Annotated in this window: 10 protein-coding genes; 6 read left to right on the top strand and 4 right to left on the bottom strand. The window is 68.4% G+C overall.

Going from position 1 to position 12650, the window contains the following annotated elements:
• Positions 1 to 46: 46 nt before the first annotated feature.
• On the bottom strand, positions 47 to 499 hold the full coding sequence (locus tag ACYVLQ_RS20775; protein ID WP_460699177.1) for an Hsp20/alpha crystallin family protein: 453 nt from the start codon (positions 497 to 499) through the stop codon (positions 47 to 49).
• A gap of 144 nt (positions 500 to 643) precedes the next feature.
• Here ACYVLQ_RS20775 and ACYVLQ_RS20770 point away from each other — a divergent pair, with 144 nt between their 5' ends.
• Positions 644 to 1009 carry a MerR family transcriptional regulator gene (locus ACYVLQ_RS20770; RefSeq protein WP_460699176.1) on the top strand — a complete coding sequence of 122 codons (366 nt, stop codon included), beginning with the start codon at positions 644 to 646 and terminating at the stop codon, positions 1007 to 1009.
• A 70-nt stretch (positions 1010 to 1079) separates the two neighbouring features.
• Here the strand turns inward: ACYVLQ_RS20770 and ACYVLQ_RS20765 are convergent, their stop codons facing one another.
• The 3 genes from ACYVLQ_RS20765 to ACYVLQ_RS20755 all read right to left on the bottom strand — a co-directional run bounded on the left by ACYVLQ_RS20765 (position 1080) and on the right by ACYVLQ_RS20755 (position 4050).
• Positions 1080 to 2336 carry a serine/threonine-protein kinase gene (locus tag ACYVLQ_RS20765; protein ID WP_460699175.1) on the bottom strand — a complete coding sequence of 419 codons (1257 nt, stop codon included), beginning with the start codon at positions 2334 to 2336 and terminating at the stop codon, positions 1080 to 1082.
• 234 nt (positions 2337 to 2570) lie between these two features.
• Positions 2571 to 3494, bottom strand: a complete 924-nt coding sequence (locus tag ACYVLQ_RS20760) for a hypothetical protein (RefSeq protein ID WP_460699174.1) — start codon at positions 3492 to 3494, stop codon at positions 2571 to 2573.
• A 37-nt stretch (positions 3495 to 3531) separates the two neighbouring features.
• Positions 3532 to 4050 (bottom strand): type VII secretion system-associated protein, encoded by a 519-nt coding sequence (locus ACYVLQ_RS20755; RefSeq protein WP_460699173.1) that lies wholly within the window; start codon positions 4048 to 4050, stop codon positions 3532 to 3534.
• A gap of 391 nt (positions 4051 to 4441) precedes the next feature.
• On the opposite strand from ACYVLQ_RS20755, the gene ACYVLQ_RS20750 reads away from it, so the two are divergent.
• The 5 genes from ACYVLQ_RS20750 (at position 4442) to ACYVLQ_RS20730 (ending at position 12639) form a co-directional block, all read left to right on the top strand.
• The gene (locus tag ACYVLQ_RS20750) at positions 4442 to 6505 is read left to right on the top strand and encodes a tetratricopeptide repeat protein (RefSeq protein WP_460699172.1); all 2064 of its coding nucleotides are present in this window, start codon (positions 4442 to 4444) and stop codon (positions 6503 to 6505) included.
• Positions 6506 to 6616: 111 nt separating this feature from the next.
• Positions 6617 to 8764, top strand: a complete 2148-nt coding sequence (locus ACYVLQ_RS20745; protein ID WP_460699171.1) for a hypothetical protein — start codon at positions 6617 to 6619, stop codon at positions 8762 to 8764.
• Positions 8761 to 9297, top strand: coding sequence for a hypothetical protein (locus tag ACYVLQ_RS20740; RefSeq protein ID WP_460699170.1), 537 nt, complete (start codon positions 8761 to 8763; stop codon positions 9295 to 9297). The genes ACYVLQ_RS20745 and ACYVLQ_RS20740 overlap by 4 nt, the downstream gene beginning before the upstream one ends.
• The gene (locus ACYVLQ_RS20735) at positions 9290 to 11788 is read left to right on the top strand and encodes an Hsp70 family protein (protein WP_460699169.1); all 2499 of its coding nucleotides are present in this window, start codon (positions 9290 to 9292) and stop codon (positions 11786 to 11788) included. The genes ACYVLQ_RS20740 and ACYVLQ_RS20735 overlap by 8 nt, the downstream gene beginning before the upstream one ends.
• Positions 11785 to 12639 carry a tetratricopeptide repeat protein gene (locus ACYVLQ_RS20730; RefSeq protein WP_460699168.1) on the top strand — a complete coding sequence of 285 codons (855 nt, stop codon included), beginning with the start codon at positions 11785 to 11787 and terminating at the stop codon, positions 12637 to 12639. The genes ACYVLQ_RS20735 and ACYVLQ_RS20730 overlap by 4 nt, the downstream gene beginning before the upstream one ends.
• Positions 12640 to 12650 lie beyond the last annotated feature (11 nt).

The raw sequence follows: 12650 nt of genomic DNA, 5'->3' as shown, positions 1-12650 counted from the left end.
GCTTTCACGACTCTGCCTGCGGTCCTTGACCTGCGACAGGGTCGCCTCAGGCGTTGAGCGCCTCACGGTCGTTGCCGGACTGTTCGTCCAGGGCTCGGTGCCGGTCGTGGCGGGTGATCTCGATCTTGCGCGGCTTGGCCTTCTCCGCCACGGGGATGACCAGGCGTAGCACTCCGTCGCGGTAGTCGGCGCGGATGGCGTCGGTATCGAGGTTCTCCCCCAGGAACAACTGACGGGAGAACACGCCGCGGGTGCGTTCCGCGGCGATCATCGCCCGGTCCGGGTCCAGCTGCGGGCGCGACGCCCGCACGGTCACCACGTTGCGCTCGATATCGAGGTCCAGCGACTCCGGATCGATACCGGGTAGATCGAGCTCCACGAAGAACTCGTCACCTTCGCGCCACGCGTCCATGGGCATCACCACCGGGCGCGCCGGCGTGCCGAACACCTGCTGCGTCAAGCGATCCAGGTCTCGCAACGGATCGGTGCGCATCAACATGGTCGCCACCTCCCTGCTCACTCCATTCTCAATCGAAGGGGATCAGATAACCTCTGTCATCTGACTTAGATTTGTTTTAGCACTCTACCCAATAGAGTGCAAGCATGCCACCGAGGTAATCTGAAACGACGAGAGAGGGGATCGATGCCACCAGATCGACGCGACCACCACGCGACCGACCACCGGCCCGGCCCGGGGCAGGCGGTGTACGGGATATCGGTGGCGGCCGAACTGGCCGGAATGGGAACGCATTCGCTGCGCCTGTACGAGCAGCACGGTCTGCTCACTCCGGCCCGCAGCGCGGGCGGCACCCGCCGCTACAGCGACGACGACCTGGCTCGCCTGGCGCGGATCGCGGCCCTGGCCGGGCAGGGGATCAACCTCGCGGCGATCGCGCGCATCCTCGACCTGGAGGACGCCAACACCGAATTGCGCGACACCAACGCCGCGCTCACCGCCGAGCGGGACCGGCTCCGCGGCCACCACATCCGGACGCCAAAGGGCCGTTGAGGCTCGGCAGACCTGGCCAGGCAGGAAAACCGAAGGCCGTACCCAATACCTCGCGCGCTCCCGGGCGCCACTACTTGTGTGGTTTGGGCGGTTTGCCGCGGCCGCCGTTGCCGTGCCCGTTGCCGTGTTTGTTGCCTTCCGGTTTCGGGATGTCGATGATCGGTTGGCGGGCGGGCGGATTCGGGTCGTCGACGGCCGGGTAATCCGCGGCCGCATCGACTGTGCCGCTCCCCTGACCGATGTCGCCGCCCTGGACGGCGGCCGCGGCGGTCGGTGGCGGCGCCGTGGTCGAGGGGCCGGATTCGCGCGGCGCGGGGACGGGTACGGCGATCGATGGCGGGCCGGACGGACCCGTGGGCTCACCGATCCACAGTATCGCGCCGATCGTCGCGGCCAGCGCGCCGAAGGCGACCGTGGCGGCCGCCGGAGCCGGTAGTCGCCGGAGCGCGGAGGACCCGGAGGGCACCGCGGTCCCGGCCGGCGGCGCATCGACGGCGGCGCGGGCGGCGCGGCCCAGTTCGCCCGCGCTGGGCCAGCGCCGACTCGGATCCTTCGCCATGCCGCGCGCCACGACATCGTCCAGCACGGCGGGGATGGCCGGATCGGCCGCACTCGGGCGGGGCGGTGCGGCCGACAGGTGCGCACGCAACTGCCGGGCGGAATCGATATCGCCGAAAGGCCTTTGCCCCGTGAGGCATTCGACGAGCACACAGGCCAGTGAGTACTGGTCGGACCGGGCGTCGGCGACCCCGTCGAACCGTTCCGGCGCCATATAGGCCATGGTGCCGACCACATCACCGGTGGCTGTGATCGAGGGCTGGTCGCCTCGATTGGCGGTGCCGAAGTCGATCAGGTAGACGAACCCACTGCCATCCACCATGATGTTGGACGGCTTGACGTCGCGATGCACCAGCCCGGCCCGATGCACGGCATCGAGAGCGGTGGCGGTCTGCGCGATGACATCCACCGCCCTCGCCGCGGGCATCGGCCCTCGCAGCCGCAGCAGCTCCGCGACCGAGGCGCCCTCGATGTACTGCATATCCAGATAGAGACGGCCATCGATTTCACCGAACGCGTGAATCGGTACCAGGTGCGACCCTCGCGCCTGAGCCGCCATGCGCGCCTCTCGCGTGAACCGCTGCCGATACGTCGCATCGACCGCGAGCGGCGCGGCCAGTACCTTCAACGCCACGTCACGACCGTGCACGGTGTCGTGCGCCAGCCAGACCGAGCCCGTGCCGCCCACCCCGAGCAATCTGTCCAGCCGGTAGTGCCCCAGCCACTTCCCGTCCCCCGAAGCCGTTGCACCCGTTGCCCGCTCGAACATCGCGACATAGTAGAGCGGGAACCCGAATCCCACTCATTGTGAAATCGAAGTGAGTCGCACCACGGCTACAGAGACGGCATCAGGTTCGAAACCCGTTCGAGGCGAATACATCCGGTATCAAGCACCATCGGTGCGGTGTAGATGAGATTCGACGCGACGCTCGCATGCTCCTACGGGGTGCGGGTGACTCGGGACTCGCCGAACGTCATCGCGCGGACACGGTGCACGCCGTGGTCAGGTGGTGGGGGGTGGCCGGATGACCGTGAGTGGCGGTACGGGGAGCCGGTTGCCCGCGGCGTCACGGAACTCCTCGACAGCCAGATATGACATGTCGTCGAGGGTTTCGACAGCGTTGCTGCCGACGGTGCCATAGACGTCACGCTGCATCCCGGCTTGGTGCAGGGGTTCGGCGATCTGTTCGAGCTGGCTGCGGTTGTCGCCGGGACCCGGCAATGCGCCGTCACATGTCAGCATGACCAGTGGGCTCTCGGGGTTCGCTTGTGCTGCCCGATGGAAGTGACGATTGGCGAGGAGTACGTTTCCGAAGGTCCGGCCGTCCACCTGCACCTCGATCCACCTCGGTCGGAGCCTGGACCCGGTGTTGATTTTGATGCTGACCGAATCAACGCTGCCGTGCGCGTGCACGTAGACGGGAACACGCGTCGGGTTGCCGGAATCGAACCAGGGCGCCGGTCCGGATTCTCCGACGATCCAGGGCTCGGTGCGCTCGGTGCGGTGCATGGGGAACAGGATCTCGTCGCTGGAGCGGTAGCGCGCGCCGGCGAAACGTCGCAGCGTCTCGATGTCGCCTGGTTCGGTTGGGCCGTCGGCGTCCTTGGTCGGGAAAGACACTCCGATGGCTCTGCCGCGGGAGTCCCGGAGCGGAACGTTCTTCACGTCCCGGGCCGAGAAGTCGTGGTCGTTGCCGGAGGAATCGCGGCCGCGGAGCATCCCGCTCGGCGGTGGCGCCGACGGGCCGCCGGGGTGGGTGTTCACGCGGGAGATCGTCCGGCCCGCAACCTGATCGGCCGACGCCTTGTTGTCGACGGCGGCACGAAGTCCACGTCCGGTTCGGGTCAGTTCATCGCTCAACGCGCGGGTGCCGCGGCCGACCAGTTCATCGATCCGATGAAAGATCCGGCCCAGTGCCGCATGCATCTACCCGGCCTCCGTGCGTCGGCACACCGCAACCTCATCAGGCTTCGCGCAGCACATCGGTAACCAGACGGAACTGCGCGGGCGCTCCCGGGTTGAGAAGAACATCCGCACCGACCGGGACGACCGCCGGAAGCTCGCTGCCCGGCACCGTCCGCCAGCGGTCCACCTCGACACGGGCCTTGTGCAACTCGGCCGTCACCACGGGCACGCAGGCGACGCCGTCGGGCGCCTCCCCGATCACCGGCACACCGGCACTGTCGCAACCGATCTGCAGCAGTGAGTCCCGCACGCACGCGATCAGTTCCTCGGCCAGCGAGTCGCCGGTCGCGATCAGCCGCAGCACGGCGTCGGTCGGGTCGGTGGGTGTCGATGCGGCCCGGGGTCGGTACGTCGGATTCGGCTGGAAGAGGCCGGGGCTCCCGCTGTCATCCAGCAGCCATCCCCCGACGATGAGGTCGGGAGCGGGGCGAGCCCGCGGTGTAGCCGCAACCCAGGATGGATCGAGCAGGACCATCCAGTTGTCCAACCGGATCATGCCTGTCGGCGGCTCGTGCATAGGACCTCCCGGGACTGGCGGCTCGACAGGTAGCGATTGCCGAGCCCTGAGCGGCGACCACGTCGGGACGCGAGTGTCCGGCGAGTTCGGTCTGCGACGTCAGCCACCGCTCGTTGCAAATAGTATTGCAGAAAGAACCTTCTTGCTTAGTTCGTTTGCAGAATTGCCGCCGCCACGGCAGCCAGCTTGTTCTCATCGGGTCGGTGAAGGAAGCCGAAGAGCCCCTACCCCGGTACGACTTCGATGTCACGACCTACCGCGCGGGTAGCCGAGAGGCTCACCGCGTAGCGGACGTCGCAGCAGGTCATGGCGCTGACCGCAGATTTCGGCAACGGCCTGGAGTAGTGTTCCCGGTTGCGACCGCTATCGCTGGAAGGTTCGAACCCGAGACGTGCAACCCATAGACATCATCACGACCGCCGTGGCCGCCGGGGCCGCCGGACAGCCCGGCACCACCACGCCGGCTGTAATCGACGCCTACGGCGCCTTGCGGGCCGCTATCGATCAGCGTTATCCCGGAATCGAGCTGCGGGAGGTAGCGGCGGCTCCGGATTCGGCCGTCGCCCGCGCCGACCTGGCTGCCGCCCTCGCCGCACACCACGCCGAGGCGGATTCCGAATTGCTCTACACCGCACAGCAATTCGTCGATACCGCGCTCTCCAACCCGGCCGCGGATCGCACCACCGCGATCCTGTACGAGGTGCTGTTCGCCGGTGCCGAGCAGACGCAGGGCGCCGACAATCCGGACACTCTGATGATCCGGCACGAGCTGGCCCAGACCTATCACTCTCTCGGTGAGATCGACCGGGCCATAGCGCATTTCGTCCCGACGCTGGCCGGCCGTGAACGCGTGCTCGGTCCCGGCGACGAACTCACCATCACGACCCGCACGTGCCTCGCGAACTGTTATCGGGAGATCGGGCGGGTCGATGACGCGATCCCGCTCGATGAGGCCGTCCTCGCCGCTCGGGAACGATATTTCGGTCCCGCTCACGCCAACCCGGTCGCCTATCGAGACTTCCTCGCCGACGCCTACGAATCGGCCGATCGGTACACCCAGGCCCTCGCATTGCGCGAAACCAATCTGCTGATGCGCCGTCGAGAACTCGGGGACGACCACCCCGACACGCTTATGACGCACCGGCGTATCGCGCGCACCTACGAATTGGCCGGGCGCATCGCGGAGGCGGTCACCACCCATGAGACCGCCCTGGCCGAACATGAACGCGTACTCGGCGCGGCGCACCAGCACACCATCCTCGTCCGCTACACCCTGGCGCGTGCCTACCGCTCGGCCGGACGATTCGACGATTCGATCGCGTCGCATACCGCCGCGATCGAGGAGTACACCCGGTTGACCGGGCCGGACCATCCCGATCCGCTCGCCATGCGCAACAGCCTGGCGGGCGTCTACGAAGACGCCGGTCGGATCGATGACGCCGCAACCACTTACGAGCGCGTGCTGGTCGACTCCGAACGCATCTACGGCGCCGAGCACGACCTGACGGAACGGGTGCGCGCCCGACTCCGCCAACTCCTCCGATCGGCGCACGGCGGTGCGGCCGCCCCGGATACCGACCTCGAGGGCCTCACCCAACAGCTCGGCAATCGGCTGGTCAACCTGATCGGTGAAACCGGCTGGCGCCGAATAGATCTGATCGCGCGATCGGCCGGGCGGGCCCATGACCTGTCGCTGACGGTACTCCCCGACAATGGTCCGGCCGCCGCGCTCGCGCCGCCGACCGGACTCGCGCCGCTGCTCGAAGCGATCAAGATCGCCCACTACCGGCGCGATCCCGAGCGCGGCGCCTGGTTGTCCGCCAGATTCCTCATCGACTCCACCGGTCCGTTCTTCCGTTCGTACAACACCGATTACGAACCGGACTGGCCGTTCGCCATCGAGGACGCGCACTACATCGACGAACTCGAGGCGTTCCCGCGCGAACTCGAGTACACCCCGGAATGGCTGCTGGACCGGCTGCCGAAATGGCAGGGGCGGTCCCGGCACACCGACTCCGACATCACCGAGCACATACCGCTGAATGTGCAGCTCGTCGGAATGGTGTTCGACAGTTACCGCGATCATCTGCTGCACCGGTTACCCATCGATTGGCAGCAGCTGTTCGTCGAATTCCGGTCGGTCGGGGAGTACGTGGAGACGCGGGCGAACATCATCACCGTGTACGGTCAGTCGATCGAATGGCAACCTCCGCAGGCGGTCTCGTTCTTCAGCGAGCTGCGCCGCGATATGTACACGCCGTGGGAGGGAACGTGGACCGCCATCAAGTTTCACCTCGTGGTGAACGGTAAGTACAACGCGGAATACGACTGGGACAACGAGCCCGACTGGGACCATCGACCCGACCCGGACCATTTCCGGCAGGAGATGCAAATGTTCCCGCGCAGCGAACAGCACATTCCCGATTGGCTCCGGGCTCGACTCGATCGAGGTTGACCGCTTACGCGGCGGCGCTGGCGGCCCAGGCTTCCTCCACGAAATCCAGCTGTCGAGGCACGAGGCGTCCGGGACCGGTCCCGGGCATCCGTACGTACTGTCGCTTGTCGGTTGGTACAGGCGGGTACGACCTCGGGCGAGGTGGAATCGGTGGTGGACGCGGCGGTGACCCGGCTGCGGGAGGTTGCCGGGCCGGATCTGTATCGGCGCAATGCTTTCCGGGTGACGGGAGTCGCGACCGATGCCGGTCGATCGGCTGTGCGGCAGCGTCGGCAGTTGGTGGTGGCGGCAGTCGCCGCGGGTGCCGATATCGATCTCGGGCACGGGCAGGTTGTCAACGAGCCGCAGGTGCGCGCGGCATTCGATGTGCTCCTGGGTGATTCGCGGCGACGGCTGGCCGATGAGGTGTTCTGGGTGTGGGGTCGGTCGGAACAGATATGCGGCTGCGCGCCGCGCGTTCATCGCGATCACGACGCGGCGGTCCGCGCGCACAGCACCGCGCTGGATGCGGAGGCCGACCCGGAGGCGCCGGCCGCGCGGGTGGCAGAGCTGTGGTCGAGGGCCGCGCGGCATTGGCGGCAGGCGCTGCGGCGCACGGATTTCTGGGAGCATCTGCGGTATCGCGCCGACGCGCTGGACGATCGCGCACTCGATCATTCGACGGTCGAGGCGCTGCGCGACACGGTCCCGGCGACGCTGGTGAAACCGCTTGTCGAGTTGGCGCTGTCGGCACCGGATCCGGCGCGGCTGATCGGCATCGCCCGGGACTGGCCGGTTCCCGAGCGGGTCGTGGACGATCTGCTGGAACAGGCGACCGAACCGCTGTACGGGCGGCTGGACACAGTGCTGGACGAGGCGTTCGGGCTGCTTCGGGAGAACGAGTTCGCCGCCGCGGCAACCGGTGCGGGGGATATGGCACACGACCTTCGGAGGTTGGAGATCCTGGTGCCCGCGGAGCGGTTCCGCCGGACGGGGGCCCTGCGCGATCAGACGGCCGTCATACTCAACAACTGTGCCCTGGCTGTCCTGGACGGGCAGGACGAGACGCTGCTGGACCGGGCCGAGGGCTGGATGCTGACTGCCCTCGAACTGGTCGTCGACGCGGAGATCCGGCACGCCATCACCCAGAATCTCGCCCCCGTGCGTCAGCGGGCCGAGTCGCGGCGGCTCATCGAGCGGCAACGCGCCGAACGCCGACGGCGAGCGCAGCAGCGTCGTGCGGAATGGCGGCAGGAATTCGAGGCGATCGAGCAGGAACGCCGTCAGCGGGCCGAGCGGCGGCGGGAGCTGTGGGCCCGGTTTCGCCAGCGGTGGGCGCGATCATCGTCTCCCGGGCCCGCGCTCTCGGGCCTGCGCGCGAATCTCTACCTCCTGAGTATCTCGGCGATAGGGGCGCGGCGCGCGTTGATTACGGTGATCGCGGGCGTGGTTTTCACGCTGGGTGTGGTGGTCGTGGCGGCGTGGCAGGCGGGCAGCGAGCCGGAGACGGCGACGGTGTGGGCGGAGCACGCGTCAGCCAACGCTGCGGTGGGCCGGTGTATCGGCGCCGAGACCGACTGGTCGGCGACGAAGACGACGGTGCGCGTGGCCGATTGCGGTCGGCCGCACTGGGGTGAGGTGCTCGGGTATCCGCAGCTCGCATCGTCACCGTCGCCGTATCCCGGGGATGACCAGGTCGTGGCGCTGGCACGATTCGAGTGCGGGCTGCGGTTGTCGGCGCAGGGCCTGTCCGCGGCGGTATTCGAGAGTTCGCGCATCGACCCCGATGCGCGGGTGTGGAACACCGGCGCCACGCACTTCGAGAACTACGCGACGTGCGTTGTGCACCGTCGCGACGACGCGCCGATCTCCGGCGGGCAACTGGTGGATCCCGCTCGGCGACTACCCGCCTATGTGCGGATGAGCCTGTTCGCCGATTCGATCGCCCTGAACCCGCCCGTGGGTAGCTGCGTCGCCGAGGAGCGTGAGTTCAGCGCCTCGGTGAAGGACGTCGCCATGGTGGACTGCGATGTCGCGCACTGGGCCGAAGTGGTGGGTTATCCGGTGCTGTACGAGCCGGGCACGCCCTGGCCCGGCGATACCGCGACACAGGACGCGGCGAGTGCCGCCTGCACCCGAACCAGGTCCGTGCCGAAAGACTTTCAACTACACGTGATCTCGCCCGCGGGCGACTGGTGGAACCACCCCGGATCGCGCAAGTACGCCACGTGCCTGGCGCGGCGTGTCGATGGAAAACCGTTTGTCGGAGGTGTGCGGTGAGCTGGCTGGGTCGAATCGGACAGGACCTGCGGCAGCGGCGCTACCATCGCGCCTTCCGGATCGCACCGCCGGAGTGGGACGAACGCGGCCGCGACCGACTGCGGCTGCTGCTGGCAGACATCGGTTCCGCCGGGCCTGCCCCGGAGCCGCCGCCCGCGCTCATCGATGAGCGGTCCCTCGCCGAGGCCGCGACGAGTCTGTGGCGTGCCGAGCGCAAACTGCGCGGGGACGGCGGGGATGCCGCTGCGCGTTCCCGCCAGGCACGGCGTTACCTGGACCGCTGCCGACAGGCGCTGACCGGCGCCGAGCTGACGGTGTACGACCATGACGGCGACCTGTTCCACCCCGGCCGTTCGCTGGAGGTGCTCGCGTTCCAAGACGATCAGGCGCTGCGGGCGGAAACCGTTATCCAAACCGTCCGTCCCACAGTCTATTTCCGCGACAGGCGAATCCAGACCGGGCAGGTGATCGTCGGCTGCCCGACGGAGGAAGTATCCGGCACGACCGAGGCGAATCGAGGAATCCATGAGTGACCCCGCACCCAGCAGCGACACCATCGATGTCGGGATCGATCTGGGCACCACCAACAGCGCCGTGGCGGTCGCGGCGGACGGTGCTGCCGCCGTGGTCAAGAACAACGAGAACATCGACGTCACACCGTCGGCGGTGTGGATTCCGCGCCCCGATCTGGTGTACGTCGGGGACCGGGCGCGCAAACGGGCCGAATCCGATCCGCAGAATACGGCCGCCGAGTTCAAGCAGATGATGGGCTACGAGGGGGCCTCGTGGAATTTCGCCAAAGCCGGGATCACGATGACACCGCAGCAGCTGTCGGCGGAGATCCTGAAAACGTTGCGGCAGAACGTCGCTCGCGCACAAGGAAGCGCACCGGATGTCGCGGTGATCACCGTTCCGGCGGCATTCGCCCTCAACCAGCGCAACGCCACTCTGCACGCGGCCGAACTCGCCGGTCTGGGCCGAGGCTGTCCCTTGGTACAGGAACCGACCGCGGCCGCGTTCGCCTACGCCCTGAACGAAGGCACCGGTCGCGGGTACTGGCTGGTCTTCGACTTCGGCGGCGGCACCTTCGACGCCGCGGTGGTGGACCGTAGCGACGAGGAACTGCGGGTGCTGACCCATGCCGGTGACCGGAGCCTGGGCGGCAAGGACATCGATTGGGCGGTGGTCGAGCACATCCTCGCCCCGGCCACGGCGCGTCGATTCGGACTCCGCGACCTCGATCGTGGCGATCGCCGGTTCAGCGGCGTCTTCGGCAGCCTGAAATCCCTGGCCGAGCAGGCGAAAATAGATCTGTCCCAGCATGATTCGACCGACCTGCTGGCCGAGCTCAATATCGACGGCAGACTCCACGGTCGCGAGGAGATGCTCGACATCACTCTGCGGCGAGACGAACTCGACGCGCTCGCCGAGCCGTTCTACACCCGCGCGATCAACCTCGCGCGCACCGCGATCGCCGATGCCGCGCTCCACGCCGGACAGATCGACCGCGTCCTGCTGGTCGGCGGGACCACGCTGTCGCCCGGACTGCGCGAACGGCTGGCCGACCCACGGCACGGCCTCGGTATCGACCTGGATTTCAGCGTGGACCCGACCACCGTGGTCGCGCGCGGCGCGGCCCTGTTCGCCGCCACCCTCCGGCGTCCCCGCCGGGCCACACCCGCGGCAACGGCAGGAAGCTTCGTCCTCGAACTCACCCACGAACCGACGGTGACCACCACGACCGCGGTCATCGCCGGGCGGGTGCGTGGCACGGCAGCCGACGGCTGGCCCGGATACTCGGTGGCGCTGAGCAACTCCGACTCGGCGGTGCCGTTCCGGTCGGCGCGAATCCCGTTGAACGACAACGGCGCCTTCAGCACGATGGTCGATCTCGACACGCACCGGACATCGCGGTTCCGAATCGAACTCACCGACGCCACCGGCACACCCTGTGCGCTCGCACCGGACACGTTCACGCTGACCCATCGCGCCGGTCCGGAGCTCGGCGGTGTCCGTCTCGCCGATTCGCTGGGCGTGCAACGCGCCGACGAGGGATTCACGGTGCTGCTGCGCAAAGGCGCGACACTGCCCGCCACCGTGCACAAACCGTTCAAGACCTCCGATGCGCTACGTCGCGCCGATCTCGACAGCGTGTTGCGGATCCCGATCGCCGAGGGTGACCGCGGCCGAGGGGAACGCAACCGGCGGGTGGGTGTGCTGGAGATCCGTTCCGCCGATATCCGTGTCGATCTGCCCGCGGGCAGCGAGGTGGACGTCACCTTCGAGGTGAACGAGTCGGGCATGGTCACCGCCGTGGCCGACCTGCCGGGCGCCGATCTCCAAGTCGAGGCCGTCATCGATCTCACCGCGCTCGCCCCGGCCACGCATCAGGATCTGCTCGATCAGCTGCGCGAGGCCGAACAACGACTCTCCGTACTGCCCGACCGATCCCGGATGCCGTCGCAAGCCGCGCAGGTGCGCGGTCGAATCGACGACGAGAATACCGTCGCCGCTGCGCGGGACAAGGTCGAGGCGGCGGCCGCCGATCCCGCCGCCGCGGTCGCCGCCGAGGACCGGCTCCGAGACCTGCACGCCGCGCTCGACGACATCGCCGATGCGCTTGCCGTCCCCGAACTCGTCCGCGACCTGGACACCACCCTCGCCGACATCTCGACGCTGATCGATCAGACGGGCACCACCGATGACCGCCGCACCTACACCGAGCTGCGGGCACGCGCCGACGAGGCCACGCGGGCACGCGATTCGGTCGCCCTGCGCCGCCAGCTCGACCGCGCCGGCGAATTCCTGGTCGATCTGCTGCGACGGCAGCCGGAGTTCCCGATGCTGGTATTCAACGCACTGCAGGACCGGCTCCGAACGACGCCTACCGCCGGGCCGCTGCTGCGCGAGGGCGGCCGGGCGGCGGACCGCGGTGACATGCCGGCGCTGATGTCGGTCAACCATCGCCTGCGGCAGCTGCTGCCAGCGGACATCCGCACCAGTTCGATAGGGATCCTCGAATGACGACCGCCCACGCCGTGGTGAACCTGCGGCTGACAATCAACCGCGCCGCCGCGACCGCCCGCGACGGCGACCTCGACCACGCCGCGCAACTGCTCGACGGCCTCGACGACCACGCCGCCGCCGACGTCACCGTCCTCGACCTGCGCGCCCGCATCCACGCTCAAAACGGAGACCTCGCGGCCGCCGACCGCTGCTGGGCGCGAGTGCTGAACACGGCACCCGATCACGCGCCCGCCCGCACCGGCCGCGCCCTCATCTCTCGAATCACCCAGGGCCGCAAGTCGATCCGGCCCCGAGTACAACCACGCCCGGCCATCGCCGCTGTCACTGTCGCCATCGTCGCGGCGGCCGGCGCCTGGGTACTCACCGCGGACGGGCCGACGCAGACCCGCGCCGTCTCCGCGGCCTTGGCCCCGGCCCCGGACCTGGCGCCCGGCAGCCGCACCGACCACGATCTCGACACGATCATCGCGGCGACGACCCTAGCCGGCGTCACGCCCCATCGCCGCGGCGGCGATGTCGAGGCGATCCTCGACGCCGGCGCCTTCGAATCCGACACAGCGATCACCACGACCGCAGCGAACCTGCTCACCGAGATCGGATCACGCACGGCCGCACTGCCGGTGAGCATCACGGTGACCGGACATACGGTCGCCGTCGCGGGCGGCCCGCAGACAGGAGGCTCGACCGTCGCCTGGGAGCGCGCCGCCGTCGCCGCCACCTACCTCGCCCAGGGCAGTGGACGGCCGCTCACGGCGTTCACCCTGACCAGTGCCGACCAACGCGACGCACCGCATCCGGATCCCGCCCGCAACCGCACCGTCACAGTTCTGCTGAGACCGACACCGTAACGGGAGTGGAA

The organism is Nocardia thraciensis (assembly GCF_054782435.1).
Note: the sequence above shows the minus strand (reverse complement) of the source record. Positions and strands in the feature narration are given on the sequence as shown.